At 60.9% G+C, this 18041-nt stretch carries 12 protein-coding genes; 8 read left to right on the top strand and 4 right to left on the bottom strand.

The features are described 5' to 3' along the window. The first annotated feature begins 10 nt into the window (after positions 1-10). The 5 genes from AC0JZ4_RS02400 (at position 11) to AC0JZ4_RS02380 (ending at position 6071) form a co-directional block, all read left to right on the top strand. Positions 11-514 carry a flagellar basal body-associated FliL family protein gene (locus AC0JZ4_RS02400; protein WP_471884863.1) on the top strand — a complete coding sequence of 168 codons (504 nt, stop codon included), beginning with the start codon at positions 11-13 and terminating at the stop codon, positions 512-514. Between the two features lie 153 nt (positions 515-667). Then, positions 668-1405 (top strand): flagellar type III secretion system pore protein FliP, encoded by a 738-nt coding sequence (fliP, locus tag AC0JZ4_RS02395; protein ID WP_471884862.1) that lies wholly within the window; start codon positions 668-670, stop codon positions 1403-1405. Between the two features lie 391 nt (positions 1406-1796). Then, positions 1797-3038 carry a flagellin N-terminal helical domain-containing protein gene (locus AC0JZ4_RS02390; RefSeq protein ID WP_471884861.1) on the top strand — a complete coding sequence of 414 codons (1242 nt, stop codon included), beginning with the start codon at positions 1797-1799 and terminating at the stop codon, positions 3036-3038. Between the two features lie 320 nt (positions 3039-3358). Beyond that, positions 3359-4600: a flagellin N-terminal helical domain-containing protein gene (locus tag AC0JZ4_RS02385; protein ID WP_471884860.1), complete on the top strand. Its 1242-nt coding sequence runs from the start codon at positions 3359-3361 to the stop codon at positions 4598-4600. Between the two features lie 250 nt (positions 4601-4850). Further along, positions 4851-6071 (top strand): flagellin N-terminal helical domain-containing protein, encoded by a 1221-nt coding sequence (locus AC0JZ4_RS02380; RefSeq protein ID WP_471884859.1) that lies wholly within the window; start codon positions 4851-4853, stop codon positions 6069-6071. Between the two features lie 144 nt (positions 6072-6215). On the opposite strand, the gene AC0JZ4_RS02375 is transcribed toward AC0JZ4_RS02380, so the two are convergent. The 4 genes from AC0JZ4_RS02375 to AC0JZ4_RS02360 form a co-directional block, all read right to left on the bottom strand. After that, positions 6216-7364, bottom strand: coding sequence for a UDP-galactopyranose/dTDP-fucopyranose mutase family protein (locus tag AC0JZ4_RS02375; RefSeq protein ID WP_471884858.1), 1149 nt, complete (start codon positions 7362-7364; stop codon positions 6216-6218). A gap of 24 nt (positions 7365-7388) precedes the next feature. After that, the gene (locus AC0JZ4_RS02370; RefSeq protein WP_471884857.1) at positions 7389-9431 is read right to left on the bottom strand and encodes an O-linked N-acetylglucosamine transferase, SPINDLY family protein; all 2043 of its coding nucleotides are present in this window, start codon (positions 9429-9431) and stop codon (positions 7389-7391) included. Positions 9432-9640: 209 nt separating this feature from the next. After that, complete coding sequence (locus AC0JZ4_RS02365; RefSeq protein WP_471884856.1) at positions 9641-11020, bottom strand: hypothetical protein; 1380 nt, start codon at positions 11018-11020, stop codon at positions 9641-9643. 372 nt (positions 11021-11392) lie between these two features. Further along, complete coding sequence (locus AC0JZ4_RS02360) at positions 11393-14206, bottom strand: hypothetical protein (protein ID WP_471884855.1); 2814 nt, start codon at positions 14204-14206, stop codon at positions 11393-11395. Between the two features lie 621 nt (positions 14207-14827). Between AC0JZ4_RS02360 and AC0JZ4_RS02355 the strand changes: the two genes are divergently transcribed. From AC0JZ4_RS02355 to AC0JZ4_RS02345, 3 genes are all read left to right on the top strand, one after another. Beyond that, entirely contained in the window at positions 14828-15865 is a 1038-nt protein-coding gene (locus AC0JZ4_RS02355; protein ID WP_471884854.1) for a flagellin N-terminal helical domain-containing protein, read from the top strand. Positions 15866-16097: 232 nt separating this feature from the next. After that, positions 16098-16736: a hypothetical protein gene (locus AC0JZ4_RS02350; protein ID WP_471884853.1), complete on the top strand. Its 639-nt coding sequence runs from the start codon at positions 16098-16100 to the stop codon at positions 16734-16736. Beyond that, the gene (locus AC0JZ4_RS02345) at positions 16733-18040 is read left to right on the top strand and encodes a MotB family protein (protein ID WP_471884852.1); all 1308 of its coding nucleotides are present in this window, start codon (positions 16733-16735) and stop codon (positions 18038-18040) included. The genes AC0JZ4_RS02350 and AC0JZ4_RS02345 overlap by 4 nt, the downstream gene beginning before the upstream one ends. The last annotated feature ends 1 nt before the right edge of the window (position 18041 follow it).

The raw sequence follows: 18041 nt of genomic DNA, 5'->3' as shown, positions 1-18041 counted from the left end.
GACAGGCATCATGGCGGATGAATCGGTAGACGGCGAAGGCAAGGCGAAGAAGGCATCGCCGATGCTGTTGATCGGCGGCATCGCGATCCTGACACTGGTCGGCGCCGGCGGCGGCTGGGTCGTCGGCGGAATGATCGCACCGAAGCTGCCGGCGCCGGCGGAAACCGCTGCCGCCGAAGGCGAGCAGGCGGGCGGCGAGGAAGCCGGCATCCCGCCCATCGCGACGCCGGCAAACGGCGTTGTACTTTTGGAGCCGATCACCACCAATCTGGCCTATCCTTCCGACAACTGGGTAAGGCTGGAAGTGGCACTCGCCTTCAACGGTCCGCCCGAGCTGCCGGTCGCCGAAAGCGTCCACCAGGACATTCTGGCCTATATGCGCACCGTCTCGCTGCAACAGATCGAAGGCCCGCGCGGCTTCCAGTATCTGCGCGACGATATCCAGGAGCGCGCTTCACTGCGCTCGCAGGGCAAGGTCGCGCGCGTCATGGTCCGCACCTTCGTCATCGAGTAGTCCGCCGACGGCCGCAGAAAGCGCAGTCGCTGCCCGGCGTGGCGGCGTTCACGCGCTTTGTTGTTCATGACCATGGTCGCCGGACGATCCGCGGTTGACGCCCGCCAAGCATCGGCGCTTATCGGTGCCGATGCTCGCAACTTCCGTGGTCCCATGATTCGATTGCTTTTCGTGTTCCTCGCCATGCTGGCGATACCCGGCGCAGCGCTGGCGCAGCAATCGCCGGCCGACCTCCTGAATATTCCGGTCGACGGTTCGGCGGCGGCATGGATCATCCGCACCTTCGGCCTGTTGACCGTGCTGTCGGTCGCGCCCGGCATCCTCATCATGGTGACGAGCTTTCCGCGCTTCGTCATCGCCTTCTCGATCCTGCGCTCGGGCATGGGCCTGGCCTCCGCCCCGTCGAACATGATCCTCGTCTCGATGGCGCTGTTCATGACCTTCTACGTCATGTCTCCGACATTCGACCGCGCCTGGAACGAAGGCGTTCAGCCGATGCTGCAGAACCAGGTGACGGAAGCCGAAGCCGTGCAGCGTATCGCCGAGCCCTTCCGCGCCTTCATGTCTGCCAATACCCGCGATCAGGATCTGTCGCTGTTCGTCGATATCGCCCGCGAGCGCGGCCAGTCTGTCGGCACCCCGGAGCAGATCGACTATCGTGTTCTGGTGCCGGCCTTCATGCTGTCGGAAATCCGCAGAGGCTTCGAGATCGGCTTCCTGATCATCCTGCCCTTTCTCGTCATCGACATGGTCGTTGCCGCCATCACCATGGCGATGGGTATGATGATGTTGCCGCCGACCTCTATCTCGCTGCCCTTCAAGATCCTCTTTTTCGTCCTGATCGACGGCTGGAACCTGTTGGTCGGCAGTCTGGTCCGCTCGTTCAATTAGGGCTGTCCCGGCCGCAGGACAGCTTCGCGATCTCGGCGGAACTGCATTGGACGATCTCATATCCGCAATTCCGTTCCTATGAGGGCCTGGACGTTCGTCCGGGCCTTCTTGCGTTTGCGCTGGCCGGTGATGCGGAGGTGCGTTCATCGTTTAAAAGTTCATTCACCATATCCGCTAGTGAATGATTAACTATATGAAACTGCTCAATTTTTCTTCGTTGTAATATAAAGGACTTGGCAAGGTTTGGCTGCGATTTTCCTTCTCACACGACAGGTCTGGTTGCTTAAGATGCGGCACCGAATGGCATGAGGCCGAACTGTCGTGACCGGAAGGTCATCCCGGCTGACCCGGTATGTCCCCACATAGTATTTCGTTCAAAGGGACAACGAATATGACGAGCATTCTGACCAACAACAGCGCAATGGCCGCACTCTCGACCCTGCGTTCTATCTCCTCCGACATGGAATCCACCCAGAGCCGCATTTCGTCCGGCCTGAAGGTTGGCACCGCTTCGGACAACGCCGCTTACTGGTCGATCGCGACCACCATGCGCTCGGACAACGCTGCCCTTTCGTCCGTTCAGGACGCCCTCGGCCTCGGCGCTGCCAAGGTTGACACCGCTTATTCCGGTATGGAATCGGCCATCAAGGTCGTCGAATCCATCAAGTCCAAGCTTGTAGCCGCCACCGAAGACGGCGTCGACAAGACGAAGATCCAGGAAGAAATCAACCAGCTGAAAGACCAGCTGACCGCGATCTCCGACGCTGCTTCGTTCTCTGGCGAGAACTGGCTGCAGGCTGACATCACCGCCGCCGACACCGAAGTCGCCAAGTCCGTCGTCGCCTCTTTCGTTCGTGACGACAGCGGCAACGTTTCGGTTAAGAAGGTTGGCTACAACCTGACGGCCGACAATGTTCTGTTCGACACCTCGGGCAACAACAACGGCATTCTGGACCGTACCTACAACGTCTCCCAGAAGAGCGCCGAAGTCACCGTCAACACCGGTGGTGTTTCGACCAAGTACGAAGTTGCTGCCTTCTCGATGGAAGAACTGATCGCCTCCGGCGCGACGTTCGAAACCAGCGACGTCGAAGATGCTGACGGCAATGTTGTCGGCTCCACGCGCCTTGCGACTGCTCAGTCGGCTGCCGGCGAAGTTGCTGCCAACGACACCTTCGTACAGGTTGGCGACGATCTCTGGGTCAAGGCAACGAACGCACCGGCTGATGACCAGGAAACCGTACACGTTGCCGCAGACGGCACGACATACGGCATCGACACCACCTCCACTCCGGCGGACGACGTTTCGGCACCGTCCTCGATCGCAGACATCGACATCACGGCTGCTGACGTTGACCTCGACGCTCTCATCTCGGGCGTTGATGCGGCTCTGACCGACATGACCAGCGCCGCTGCACAGCTCGGTTCGCTCTCCGCGCGTATCGACATGCAGACCGAGTTCGCAGCCAAGCTGTCCGACTCGATCGACGCCGGCGTAGGCCGTCTCGTCGACGCCGACATGAACGAAGAGTCGACCCGCCTGAAGGCTCTGCAGACGCAGCAGCAGCTCGCAATCCAGGCTCTGTCGATCGCCAACTCCGACTCGCAGAACGTCCTGTCGCTCTTCCGTTAATCGGAAGCTGATCCGGCGCGTCGCGCCGGGTTTACTAAAAGTTAATAAAAGCCGCATCCGGAAACGGGTGCGGCTTTTATCTGTTATTAATGTTCATGTGTTACGCGCGCGATGCAAAGAATTGTTTGAAAAATCGGCACTATAAGATTTTGGCTGTGCGATTATGTGTTCGTTAACTATGCCCGGGCTAATCATTTTTTCATCGAAACGGCGAGTTAACCTTAACGATTAACTGGTTGACAAGCATGATGCTGCGCGCCGTTATTCCGGTGAATACCGAATGTTCCCTTTTCTAATCAGCCGTTCAAGGGGCAACATCTATGACTAGCATTCTGACCAACATCGCAGCCATGTCCGCATTGCAGACCCTCCGTGGTATTGGCAATGATATGGAAACCACCCAGGCTCGCGTATCGTCCGGCCAGCGCGTCGGTACTGCGTCCGACAACGCCGCTTACTGGTCGATCGCGACCACCATGCGCTCCGACAACATGGCCCTTTCGGCCGTTCAGGACGCCCTCGGCCTCGGTGCCGCCAAGGTTGACACCGCTTATGGCGCCATGGAATCGGCCATCAGCGTCGTTGAAGAAATCAAGGCCAAGCTCGTAGCCGCCACCGAAGACGGCGTCGACAAGACGAAGATCCAGGAAGAAATCGACCAGCTCAAGGACCAGCTGACCTCGATCTCCGAAGCAGCCTCCTTCTCGGGCGAAAACTGGCTGCAGGCCGACATCACCGCCGCTGATACCGAAGTCGGCAAGTCCGTCGTCGCTTCCTTCGTTCGTGACGATGCTGGCAACGTATCGGTCAAGAAGGTCAACTACAACCTGACCGCAAACAACGTCCTGTTCGACACATCGGGCAACAACAACGGCATTCTGGACCGCACCTACAACGTCTCGCAGAAGAGCGTTGAAGTTGCTGTCAATGTCGGCGGCGTTACGAGCAACCACGAAGTTGCAGCCTTCTCGATGGAAGAACTGATCGCTTCTGGCGCGACGTTCGAAACCAGCGATGTCGAAGATGCTGACGGCAATGTTGTCGGCTCCACACGTCTTGCCACGGCGCAGGCCGCGGCCGGCGAAGTTGCTGCCAACGAGACGTTCGTACAGGTTGGCGACGATCTCTGGGTTAAGGCAACGGCGACCCCGGCTGATGGCCAGGCAACGGTTCACGTTGCCGGAGACGGTACGGTTTACGGCATCGATGTGGAGTCCACTCCGGCGGACGACGTTTCGGCACCGTCCTCGATCGCGGAAATCGACATCACCGCTGCTGACGTCGATCTCGACGCTCTCATCTCGGGCGTTGACGCGGCTCTGACCGACATGACCAGCGCAGCAGCCGACCTCGGCTCGATCTCCATGCGTATCGGCCTGCAGGAAGAGTTCGTCAACAAGCTGACCGACTCGATTGACTCTGGTGTTGGCCGTCTCGTCGACGCCGACATGAACGAGGAATCGACCCGCCTCAAGGCTCTGCAGACGCAGCAGCAGCTGGCCGTCCAGGCTCTGTCGATCGCCAACAGCGCTTCGGAAAGCGTTCTGTCGCTCTTCCGTTAATCGAAAAGCTCTTTTCGAAATTTACGAGCCGCGCCTTTGGGCGCGGCTTTTTCGTTTTCCGGTAAGAATTCTTGCTCGATCTTAACAATGGTAAATTCGGTTTAAGCTTTGTTAACCAAATCACTCCTAGTTTGGGCCATCGCAACGATGGGTTAACCAAGACGAAAAAGAGGTTAACAGGCATTACGCCGACCGTCGTTTCCGGCTTTAGATCCGGACTGTCCCATCAGCCAAATTCAGGGGCATCAACATGACGAGCATTTTGACCAATACCGCGGCGATGGCCGCCCTGCAGACGCTTCGCCAGATCGACGACAAGATGGAAACCACCCAGGGCCGCGTGTCCTCGGGTCTGCGCGTCGGCACCGCATCCGATAACGCCGCCTACTGGTCGATCGCGACCACGATGCGGTCCGACAACATGGCGCTTTCTGCCGTTCAGGACGCTCTCGGCCTCGGCGCCGCCAAGGTCGATACCGCCTATTCGGCCATGGAGACCGTCGTCGACGTCGTCACCGAGATCAAGGCCAAGATGGTCGCGGCGACCGAAGAAGGCGTAGACCGTTCCAAGATCCAGGAAGAAATCGCCCAGCTGCAGTCCCAGCTGCGTGATATTTCTTCGTCCGCATCCTTCTCCGGCGAAAACTGGCTCCAGGCCGATCTTTCCGACGGCCCGGTCATCAAGAATGTCGTCGGCTCGTTCATCCGCTCGGAAGACGGTTCCGTTTCGGTCAAGAAGATCGAATATCAGCTCGATGGCTCGACTGTCCTCTTCGATGAGGGTGACGGCGGACTGGGAATTCTCGACCGCGTCTTCCACGTCGCTCCGGCCACCACGACGCTGGCGGTCAATGTCAACGGCGTTGACCAGCAGCACACCGTCAGGAGCTTCACGCTCGACAGCCTGCTGGAAGCCGGCGCGACGTTCGACGGCAATTATGCCTCGGTTACCGGTCACGTTCCGGAAGTCACCGATCCGCCGACGCCGTCGCTCGATGGCGATTATGTCAGCGTCAACGGCGTCTGGGTCAAGGCAGTCGATGCTACGACCGTCGTCGGCCAGGAAGTTGCTGCGACGAGCGATGGCGGCGGTTCCTCCTGGGCGGTTGACCTGACGCCGGTCGATCCTGATGAAACGATGAGGGCGCCGGCTTCGCTGGACACCGTCGACATCACCGAGCTGGATAATGACGAACTCGACATCATGGTCAGCGCGACGGACATGGCGCTGGAGGCAATCACCAGCGCAAGTGCCGACCTCGGCTCCATCTCCATGCGCATCGGCATGCAGGAAGAATTCGTCTCCAAGCTGACGGACTCGATCGACAGCGGTATCGGCCGTCTCGTCGATGCGGACATGAACGAGGAATCGACCCGCCTCAAGGCACTGCAGACACAGCAGCAGCTGGCCATCCAGTCGCTGTCCATCGCCAACACCAATTCCGAAAATATCCTGTCGCTCTTCCGTTAGTAGTGGCGCTCTTTGGCTGGAGCGGTTTCGTCCCGCTCTAACACGACAGATAGTTTTGGAAAGAACCGCGTTCCTTCGGGAACGCGGTTTTTCCATGTTTGGACGATGGGCAGGGAAACGGGAAGGGAAGGGGAGGCGCCGTGTTCAGACCGGCGATTGCAGGAACGGCCTCATTGCCTCGCCCTCTGCGCGGCCCAGATAAAGCCGTGCCGTGTCGAGTGCCTCGCGGATCGTCACATCCATGTCGAGATAGCGATATGTGCCGAGCCGTCCGACGAAGGTGATGCCGGTCTCGCTCGCTGCACGCTCCACATAGTCCGCCAGCAGCGCCTTCTCCTCCACCAGCCGGATCGGATAGTAGGGAATGTCGTCTTCGCCGCACTCGCGCGAGAATTCGCGGTAGCAGACGGAGCCCTCGTGCGTTTCCCAGGGCGAGAAATACTTGTGCTCGGTGATGCGCGTATAAGGCACATCGACATCGCCGTAATTCATCACGGCACAGCCCTGATAGTCGCCTTCATGGGTGAAACGCTCGAAATCCAGCGTGCGATAGCCGAGCCTGCCGGCCTCGTAGTCGAAATAGCCGTCCAGCGGGCCGGAATAGAAGACATGATCGTAACCCGCCTTCATCGTCCGGTCGAAATGCGTGTCGAGGCTTAGGGAAATATTCTCGTGGTCGAGAATGCAGGCCACCATGTCCGTATAGCCGTTTTCCGGCATGCCCTGGAATTTGTGGAAGAAGTAGTTGTCGTCGTAGTTGAAGCGCACCGGCAGGCGCTTGAGGATCGAAGCGGGCAGCGCGGTCGGCGAGCAGCCCCACTGCTTCATCGTATAGCCCTCGAAGAACGCCTCGTAGAGGTCGCGGCCGACGAAACGCAGCGCCTGCTCCTCGAAGGTCTGCGGGTCCTCGATCGACGTATCGGCGAGTTCCGTGATGAAGGCGCGGGCCTCGTCGGGCCGCAGCGTCTTGCCGAAGAACTGGTTGATCGTATGCAGGTTGACCGGCAGCGAGAAGACGCGCCCGTTGCTCGTCGTCTTCACCCGGTTCTGGTAGGGGCGAAACGCCTGGAACCGATTGACATAGTCCCACACTTCGCCGTCGTCGGTGTGGAAGATATGCGGACCGTAGATATGGACCATGACGCCGGTCTCGTCATCGCGTTCGGTATGGCAGTTGCCGGCGATATGGCCGCGGCTGTCGACGATATCGACATGATGTCCGGCCAGCGCCAGTTCGCGTCCGATAACGGCGCCGGAAAGCCCGGCGCCGACGATGAGAATGCTGTCAGTCATGATGCGTGTGTCCTGCCGCGGTGCTTATTCGGAGGCCTGCGGCCATAGGCGGTTGTCGTATGGGATCGGCTCGTAGCCGTTCCGCTCGACAAGCTTGTCCTGATAACGCTTCAGGTAGCTCGCATCGTCGGAAAATTCCGGGTTCGACTGCAGAAGCTCGATGCCGACCTCATAGTAGATGTCGAGATTGCGCAGATCGGGCACGGGCAGTTCGCCGCGCTCCGCATCGCCCTGCATCTGCCAGTAAAGCTCTTCCAGTCGGCGGGAAAGGGCTGGAATGTCGCGCAGGGCGCAGGTCTCGCGCTGGTCGGCGAGCGATTTGCGGATAATCGCAAGGCTCTCCCGATCATGCCAGAAGCCGACGGCGCGGCGCACGTATTCGTCGGCGTTCGCGCAGATCATCTCCGGAATGCCGGCCGCCGCCACAATGCTGGCGCAGAAGCGGGTGGGGAAGCCCTTGCCCGGCACGGTCAGGACGGGAAGGCCCATGGTGATCGCATCGGCTGCGGTCGAATGCGCGCCGTAGGGGAAGGTATCGAGGAACAGGTCGGCGAGCGCGATACGGGCGAGATGCCGCGGGTTCGGCGTCTTCGGCGCGAAGATGAGACGCTCGGGTTCGATGCCCACCTGGGCCGCCATCTGCTTGAGGCGGCTGTTTGCGTCGTCGTCGCCGGCGAGAAGCCAGAGCACGCTGCCGGGTGTCGATTTGAGGATCGTCAGCCAGCGGGTGAAGCAGGCGGCGGTGATCTTCTGCATGCCGTTGAGGCAGGCATAGACGAAGGCGTCTTCCGGCAGGCCGGCTTCCGCGCGCGTCGGCCGCTCGGCGATCTCGCGCTTGCGGTCGACCGGCTGGTCGCAGGCGATATAGAGCACCTTCTCCGTATAGTAGAGTTCGCTGCCCGGCGGCACGATGACCGGATCGGTAATCACATACTGATGGTAGGGGCTGGCGATCGTGCCGGGATAGCCGCAGAAATTGACGATGACGGGCGCCGGGCGGAAGGCGAAGATCTTCGCGCGGGCTTCCTTCGTGTAACCGTTGACGTCGACGAGAATGTCGATCTCGTCGGCAATGATCTGGGCTGCCGCGTCCTTGTCGCTCAACTTGGCGATGTCGCGCCAGCCATCGACGGCGGCGCGGATACGGTCATGCGTCTTGTCGTTCGTCCGCGGTCCGCCGCAGTAATAGGCGTAGACCTCGACATTGCTCTTGTCGTGCAGTTCCAGCGTTTCGCAAAGCGCGAAGCCGACGGCATGCTCGCGCAGGTCGGACGAGACATAGCCGATGCGCAGCTTCTGCCCGGTGCCCGTCTTGTGCCGAACCGGTTTGCGCTCGACGCCACTCGTGTCCGGGCGGCCGACGAGCTGCTTGTGATAGCGATAGGCCTTGGCCAGCTGGAAGATCGGGTCGTCCGAATAGCAGTTGAGCGTCAGCGGCGACATGGCTTCGAGAAGCTGGCGCTCCGTGACATGAGCCGACGGCGTGACGATCGGCCATTTGCACAGGTGCTGGCGAATGCTCAGCCAGTGCTGCGCGGCCTCGGTCTTGTACGGCGCAAGCTCGATAGCCTGCCAGAGGGGGCCCTCGGCGGCGGCCTGCTGGCCTCCGCTTTCGAGAACGCGGCCGATATGTTGCAGCGCCATCAGACGGTGGCTGATCTGGTCCGGGGTGATCGTCTCTGTCTGGCCGACCAGCGCCTGCCACTGCATCACGGCACGGTCGATCATGCCGCTATCTTCGAGATGGCGCCCGAGATTGATATGCGCAGGCGCGAAGCTCCCGTCGAGCTTGATCGCCATCTGCAATGCCTGAATGGCGCCTGACAGGTCATTCATCTGCTTGAGAACGACGGAATAGTTGAAATAGGCGAGATGGATGAGGGGATTGCCGTCGTTATAGGCGGTCCAGGTCTTGTAGAGATCTGCAGCCTGGGCATGAAGGCCGGAATTGCCGAGCATCTCGGCAGCCTTCAGAATTTCGGTCAGAGGCGCCTTCTGTGTCCTGGCGCGCAGGTGAAGACCTGCCAGCGCCGCGACGGCGTCGTTCTGTGTACTCGTGATGTCCATGCTTTTCCCCAGCATACAAGTCTCGATCCCGGCAATGCGCGCGCGCACTGTTCCGCGCTGACAATGCCGGAATGAACTTGCGCCAGGCTGGCTGGCGCAAGTAACGCCAGATGCAGCAATTTGGGCCGCAAAGTAAAAGGGCGACGCTTGCGCGCCGCCCTTCCATCTCAGTCCTGTGTAACTGCCTGCGGATTTCTCCGAAGAGGCTATTACGTAGCAGCGTAAGCCTGCAGGACCCAGTTGACCTGGTCGTTGCTGAGGGCCGAAGCGTTCGCTTCCAGGGCGCTGAGCAGGTCGTCCGACATCGCCATGATGTCTTCCGAAGCAAGGCCACGCAGGGCGGTGGACGACAGGGCCGCAACTTCGGCGCTCGTGAAGGTTGCGATGTCGGCGCTCTCGAAGGCTGCTACCTGGGTCGAAGACAGCATTGCGATCTGTGCCGAGGTCAGGGCGGTGGCCTGGTCCGTCGTGAGGCCGGTGATCTGGTTAGCCGACAGAGCGGCTACCTGGGTAGTGCTCAGGGCAGCAACGACTTCGGTTTCGAGCGTCGACAGCAGAGCGGTGCTGATAGCTGAGAATGTACGCGTGTTGAGTGCGTTCAAATCGGCCGAGTTAAGCGTTCCGAACTGTCCGGCAGTGAGGCCGGTGATTGCGCCGGACGAGAGGGCGCCGAGCTGTGCCGTCGTCAGGCCGGCGAACAGGTCGGTCGACAGGCTCGCGATCTGCGAGCTGCTGAGAGCGGCGACCTGCCCGGTTGCCAGCATTGCCACCTGCGCGGTGACGAAGGCGCTGAGGTCGAGGCTGCCGATCTGCCTGGAGGAAATGGCCTGGATCTTGTCCGACGTCCATGCCGTGGTTTCAGCCGTCGTCAGAACGCCGATCTGGCCGCTCGTCAGGACGGCAATCTGGGCGGTGCTCAAGGAGCCGGCGTTGGCATCGAGAGCGGCAAAGTTGGCAGTCGAAAGCGCGGTCAGGTTGCGCGTACCGAGTGCAGCAATGTCGGCGGTCGTGTCGAAGGCGGCCATATCTTCGGTTTCGAGCCCGGCAATGCCGGCGCTGCTGAGAGCGCCGATCTGCGCCGAAGTGATGATCGCAAAGGTTTCGCTGGCCAGGCCCTGAACCTGGCTCGAGGTCAGGGCAGCGATCTGGTTCGTCTGCAGCTTTGCAAATGTGGCCGTGTTGACTTCAGCAGCAGTCAGCGATGCGACCTGACGCGAGGACAGTGCTTCGATGTAGCCGGTAACGGCGGCGAGCTGACCGAGCACGTCGCTTTCCAGGCCGGCAATGATGTCGGTCGAAAGCGCGCCGACCTGACCCGAGGTCAGAACGGTGGTAACATTGGTCGCGGTTGCGATGGCGTCGAGCTGAGCTGCCGTCAGGCCGCCGATCGAGCGCGTCGTCAGCGTCGAGAAGTCGAGAGCGCTGATGTCGGCGGTATCGATGGCCGCGATCTGCGTCGAGGACAGGACGGCGACATCATCGGATTCCAGCGCTGCGACTTGGTCGCTGCTCAGCGCCTGCATCGTCGCGGTCGTCAGCGACCGGATCTGGTTGGTGTTGAGGGCCTGAAGGAAGGAAACGGCGGTCATGGATATCTCCAAGTTAAGGATCGGAAATGTCATGTCTGATCACTGTTACGCCGCGGTCCCGTCTCGAGAGGCGGCCCGTCGTCGCAATGACAGAAGACGAATGCAGGGTGAAACATGGCTCGTTCGAGCCAGCGCATCGGAATGGCTTCATGCATCCAGGGAATTTGACCGCCCTGATCTCCGCGCCTTCGAAAACAAAAGTCAGATGCGCTCAATACCTACATCGGTACCTGCCGCAGACCTTCGTCTGGCGGGCGCTACATGGCTTTTATCATCATCAAAATCATTAGCAGACAGTATTTAAATTTCGATTAACGCCTGTTTTTGCTTAGGTAATTCGTTTTTGCATTAGAATTGCATTTAATTGTAATGTTACTCGAACTCTGCGTAAGCAAGCATGACCGCTTCGATCTGTCTGCTGGACATTCTCTGGATCTGAGGTTCAGTAAAGGCGCCCAATTGCTCAAGGTTCATTCCGAGAAAGTCTTCGCTCTCTAGGCCTGAAATCGCATTCGTGCTTATCGCGGCGATCTCATCCGTAGTAAACGTCTGGATGTCTTCAAGAAGCATTGCGGCAATCTGGTTCGCCGAAAGTGCTCCGATCTGGCTGCTGTTGAACAGGCTGATCTGTTCCGATGACAGCGCCACGATCTGGCTTGCCCGCAGCGCGGCCATTTGATCGGTCGTCAAGGCTGCGATCTGCTCGTTGGAAAACGAGGCGACGACGTCGTCGGAAAGGCCGCTGATGCTGCGCGTGCTGAGGAGAGCAAGGTCGGCGGGCGTCAGGCCGGCAATGTTGCCGCTGCTGATGCCGCGGATTGCCGTGGCGCTGATGCTTCCCAGCTGCGCGTCTGTCAGCGCTGTCAGCTGTTCGCTTGTAAGGGTCGCAACCTGGTTGGCGGTCAAGGCGCCGGTGACGGCTGTCGTGAGCGCCGCGATACGGTCGGTCGAGACGGCTTCCAGATCGAGGCCCTTCGCCTGACGCGCCGTCATCCAGCTGATCTGGCTGGTGGTCATGGCGTTGAGCTGGTCCGCTTCGAGGGCGGCCACCTGGACGCTGGACAGCGCGGCCAGCTGCCGCTGGGTGAGCGCCTGCAGCTGATCTTCATCGAGAGCCGCCAGGGATGCGCCCGGAAGGCCTGCAAGCGCCTGCGGTGTGATCGCGGCGATTTCTTCCGGCTCGAAGGTGACGATGTTTTCAGACGACAGATAGCGCAGTTCGGCGGCCGTGAGGACCGCGATCTGACCGGTGGTCATGGCGGCCGCCTGATCGCTCGACAGGGCGGTAATCTGGCTGCCCTGCAGTGCCGCAATCGCCGAGGTCGACAATGCGGTGACCTGCACGGTGTCGAGCGAGATGATGTCGATACCTTTTGCCTGGCGCGATGTCAGCGCCGCCAGCTGCTCCGTGCTCAGCGCACCGGTCTGGTCCGGGGTGAGGGCGGCCAGATGGCTGCTCGACATGGACGACAGCTGTTGGGTGGTCAGGGCCAGGATCTGGTTTGTAGTCAGCGCTGCGATCGCGTCGGCGGAAAGGCTACGGATCGCGCCGGTGGTTATGCTCGCGATTTCAGCCGTCGTGAACGTTGCAATCTGCTCCGGCTGGATACTGCGTATGGCGGCCGAAGACAGGGCCTGCACCTGCGTTTGCGTCAGCGCTGCAGCCTGTTCCGTCGTCATCGCCTCGATTTGGGCGCTGCGCAGTGCCGCCACGATGTCGGTCGACAGCGATACGAGCTTGGCCGTCGTCAGCGTCTCGATGGCAAGGCCGGACGCCTGGCGCACGGTGAATGTGCCGATCTGCGCGTCGCTGAGGCTGCCGATATGCGCCGAGGTCAGCGATCTGACCTGATCCGGTGTCAAGGCGGTGATCTGCTCGGTCGTCAGAGCGGCGACCTGAGCGCTGGACAGCGCTTCGATAGCCGCTCCCGAAAGGCCGCGTATCGTCACCGGGCTAAGCGATGCGATCTTTTCCGGCACCAGGCCTGCGATATCGTCGGTCTCGAAGCCGGCAAGTGCGGCAGACTTGAGGGCGCCGAGCTGGGTTGTCGTCAGGCCCGAAATCTGGGTGGAGGTCAGCGCGGCGACATGGCTGCTGCGCAGCGCGCCGATGACGCCGGTCGAAAGTGCAGCGACGTCGGAACTGTCGAACGTCGACAAGTCCATGCCGGAAACCTGGCGCATGGTGAATGCGCCGATCTGGCCGTTCGTGAGATCGCCGATATGCTCCGAGGTCAGCGCCGCAACCTGGGCAGAGGAGAGCGCAGCGATCTGCGTGTTGTCCAGCGCGGCGACCTGAGCCGAGGAAAGTGCCGTGATCAGGTCGGTGGTCAGCCCGCGCACGCCCTTGGTGCCGAGCGCGGCGATCTTGGCGGAATCGAAGGTCGCGAGATCGGCCGTTTCCAGCGCGCCGATTGCCACGGAACTCAGGGCTCTGACCTGGGCTTCGCTGAAGGCGGCAATCTGGGCTGATGAAAGGGCTGCGACGTGGTCTGACTTCAGCGAGGCGACAAGGCTGGTGGACAGAAGCGTGGTCTGCGCCGGTGTGAGGCTTGCAAACGCGATGCCGGCCGTCTGGCGGGAATTGAACGCGCCGATCTGCGTATCGCTCAGGTTGGCGATATGCGTTTCGGTCAGCGCCGCAACCTGGGCGGTGTTGAGAGCGCCGATCTGGCCGGTCGACAGTGCCGCGACCTGTGCCGAGGACAAGCCGGCAATCGCTTCCGTCGACAGCCCGCGCAGAGCCGTGGAGCCGATGGCGGCAATTTCGTTCGGCGTGAAGGTGGCGATATCGTCAGCGCCGAGGGCTCTGATGTCGGACGAGGTAAGCACGGCGATCTGCGACGATGTCAGCGCGCTGACCTGACCGGTCGTCAAAGAGCTGAGCTGATCGAGATAGAGTGCGCTCACCTGTGACGGGGCAAGGCTTTGTATCTGCTGCGAGGAAAGTACCGCGAGCTGATCTGCCGAAAGACCTATGATCGACGCCGGCCGCACGCTGACGATCTGGTCGTCGCGCAACGCGCTGACATTCTGCGTCGACAGAGCCGAAATCTGTCGCGAGCTGAGGGCTGCGATCTGCCCCGACGACAGCTGGCCGACATCCGTCGTAGTCCAGGCGCCGATCTCTGCCGTTGTCAGGCTGCGGATCTGGCTGGTGGGCATAGAAGAAATCGGCGTCGGCATAGAAATAGTCTCCGGTTCGAAGAGCAGTATCCAGCGATCTTTCCGGAAGAGCGAAGTATCTGGCCGTTCTCGGGCGACACGGCGAATGAAAATGCATTCGCCTCAACTCGTTCATGTACGGGAAAACCAATAGACATGGCTCGAGCGAGCCTGCGCATGAAAGAGACATCATGCACCAGGGGTTGAAGATCCCCTGATTCTTGCGCCGTCTCGCGCCATCCGTGTGCTTCGTGCCGGTCGCCAAACCGTTTTGCCCGAGCATACCATCCGCTTTTACATGCAGAAGGGATGTGCGATGACCGGAAACCTAGTTAACGACGGTTAAAAATTGGTTAACACCCTTCTCTATTCTGCGACGTTCAAGCTTATAATCTGACCACTAGTCATCTATAAAACTGGTGACCAGCGCTCCAAGTGTAGCTTGCGTGAAGCCTGCGCAGCCGTGAAAGCCGGCCGGTTTGCTGCTTGTAAAGCCGATTGCGCTTCTGTTAAGTATGGTTAACGATTTGTTAAAACGACAATCTGCGCCGATTTTCCGCGCGGCTGGCATGATGCCCCTTTGTCGTTCCGGTGGGTGAGACGCCCTCGATTTCCCATACTTTGTGACTGAGGCACGGCCAGATGACCAGCATCCTTACAAATAGCGCGGCGATGGCTGCGCTGCAGACGCTTCGTTCGATCGACCGCAACATGGAATCGACGCAGGCGCGTGTTTCCTCGGGTCTTAGGGTCGAGACCGCTGCTGATAACGCTGCCTACTGGTCGATCGCCACCACGATGCGCTCCGACAACCAGGCGCTCTCCACCGTGCAGGACGCGCTCGGTCTCGGCGCGGCCAAGGTCGATACCGCCTATGCCGGTATGCAGGGTGCGATCGATACCGTCACCGAAATCAAGACCAAGCTCGTCGCTGCCTACGGCGTCGGTGCCAACCGCAGCAAGATCCAAGAAGAAATTGCGCAGTTGCAGCAGCAGTTGCGAAGCATCTCCGATGCCGCCAGCTTCTCCGGCGAGAACTGGCTGCAGGACCGGATCAGCGACGGCGGCGACCCTGACGATCCGACCATTCCGGCAGAGCTGACGCCCGTCACCAAGGAAGTCGTCGCCTCCTTCACGCGCACCGCCCAGGGGCAGGTTCAGGTCCAGACAGTCGATTTCATCCTCGACGAGACGACCGTCCTGTTCGACCTGAGCGGCGGCAACCAGGGCATTCTCGACAAGCAGCTGCAGCTCGACCCGGAAAACCCCGACACCAAGCTGAGCTTCTCGGTTGCCAATTTCGATATCGACAGGCTCGACGAATACCTCGTCGAAATCAACGCTATTGCCGATCTTGATCCCGATGACGCGATCCAGCCGGTCGCAACGCAGGAAGATGTGCTCGATATTCTCGAAAGCTTCGTCGATACCCAGCTTCTCGCCATGACGAGTGCGGCCTCTTCCCTCGGCTCGATCCAGAGCCGCATCGAACTGCAGGAAAACTTCGTCGCCTCGCTGACCGACGTGATCGACAAGGGTGTCGGCCGTCTGGTCGATGCCGACATGAACGAGGAATCCACCCGTCTCAAGGCGTTGCAGACGCAGCAGCAGCTCGGTATCCAGTCGCTGTCGATCGCCAATACCAACGCCCAGAACATCCTGCAGCTCTTTCAGCAGTAAGGCAGCGGCCGTGACCGGCGACCGCGTCGCCGGCCTTCATCCTCGCGCAAGTTTAGCAGCCTAGCCTTCGGGAGGTTGAATTTGACGATCGTGTCCGCGCTTGGCGGATCGCGAGACGGTTTCGGGATGACACGATGATGGCAACGACATGGCTTTCCGCGCGGTGCACAGACAAGGCGCCCGGCCATTGGTGTTCCTTCCCCGTGTCGGCACCGGCAGAAAGGGATCCGCGATGAGCGCTTCTATCGCCAGGTATCTGAAGGATTTCGGCTCGCCACCGCCGCCGGTCGTCGTCGAGCAGGAAAGCGATTTCTTCGCTCCCGACCTGGGCGATTTCGCAGCCGTGCCGGAGGAGCCGCCGGTCGATATCGAGGCGGAGCGTGCGGATGCCCACGCCAAGGGACGCGAAGAGGCAGGGGAAGAGCTGCGTCGGCAATGGGACGAGGAGCGGACGGCGCTCATCGATGCCCATGCCGCGGAACTCGCGGCCCTCAAGGCACGGCTTGAGACGGAGCTGGTGGACAAGATCGCAACGCAGTTGCAGGATTTTGCCAGTGCTGCCGCCCGCGCCGTCGCCGATCAGGCCGCCGCGGCACTGGCCCCGGTGATGGACGAAGCGGTTGTGGCCAAGGCCGTTGCCGATCTCGCCGACCTGCTGCGCGCAGCGCTTCTGGCTGGCGAAGTGGGCAGCGTCATCGTGTCCGGCCCGCTGCCGATGTTCGAGCAGTTGCGCGAAAAAATGGGCGAAGAGGCCGGCGTGCTTCGGCATGTGGAAACCTCCGATCCCGATCTGACGATAGAACTCGGCGACGCATCGATCGTCAGCCGCATGTCGGCTTGGTCCGCAAGCCTTAAGAAAGTGCTGGAATGAGCGACGGCGAAAATCATCACCACGGCAAGAACGAGATCATCATCGTCAAGCGTCACGGCGGCGGCCATGATGATGGCGCCCATGGTGGTGCGTGGAAGATCGCCTATGCCGACTTCATGACCGCGATGATGGCCTTCTTCCTCGTCATGTGGCTGGTTAATGCCGCCAACGAGGAAACCAAGGCCTCGATGGCGAGCTACTTCAACCCGATCAAGCTGTCCGACGAAACGCCGGCTGAAAAGGGATTGGAAAAGCCGGTCGATCAGGCCGAAGGCACCGAGCAGACGGCCCAGTCCAAGGTGGCGGGTGAGGGCGATACCGTCGGCACCGCGGCGGCCACCGGCGACGACATGACCTCCACGTCCGGCGACGAGCAGAATTACTCGGAAGCCGACTATTTCAAAAATCCCTATTCGGTTCTTGCCGAGATCGCCCAGGAAGTCGGCCAGCAGGCCAATGTCAGCGCCAAGGGCGAGGGCGGTGCGGCTGATTCAGGCCCCGCCACCGGCGCCGATGGCGGCGAAGCCTATCGCGATCCGTTCGATCCCGATTTCTGGACCAAACAGGTTCAGGTGACACGCGCCGAAGGCCCTTCGGAAGCTGTCCGGACGGATGCGAGCCAGGACCCGCTCGCCCAGCAGACGGCTTCGCCCACCGCGCCGCCGCAGCCGGGCACAGTTGCAGAGGCCAATCCGGCGCTGCCGGCTGCCGAGGAGGTCGCCATGGCAACTCCGACGCGCCCGCCCGAGACATCGCAGAATACCCAGACGGCCGATGGCAGGCCGACCCCAGACGAGAACCAGGCGAATGGCCAGCCGGCCGAAGCCGATGCCGAGCAGCAGGAGCGCGCCGAGGAGTTGAAGGAAGAACTTCAGCGCCAGTTGACCGGCGTTCCCGGAAAGCTTGCCGAAGGTCTCGTCGTGACGCCGGCCGAAGGCGGCCTGCTGATCAGCATTTCCGACCAGACCGAAGACCCGATGTTCAACATCGGTTCGGCCGTGCCGCAGCGCGACATGGTTCTGGCGATGCAGCGCGTCGGCCAGGTCCTGCGGGAAAGGCAGGGTGACATCATCATCCGTGGCCATACCGATGGCCGTCAGTTCCGCGGCGGCAACAACGACAACTGGCGGCTTTCCATGTCGCGTGCGCACAGTGCCTATTACATGCTCGTCAATGGTGGCGTCACGGAAGAGCGCATCAAGCAGGTCTCCGGCTTTGCCGACCGCCGTCTACAGGTGCCTGACGATCCGTTGGCCAATGGCAACCGCCGCATCGAAATCCTTCTCCAGTCGGACGAGAGCTGAC

The organism is [Rhizobium] kunmingense, from assembly GCF_977018605.1.
The sequence above is the reverse complement of the archived record's forward strand: the minus strand, read 5'-3'. Positions and strand labels throughout refer to the sequence as shown.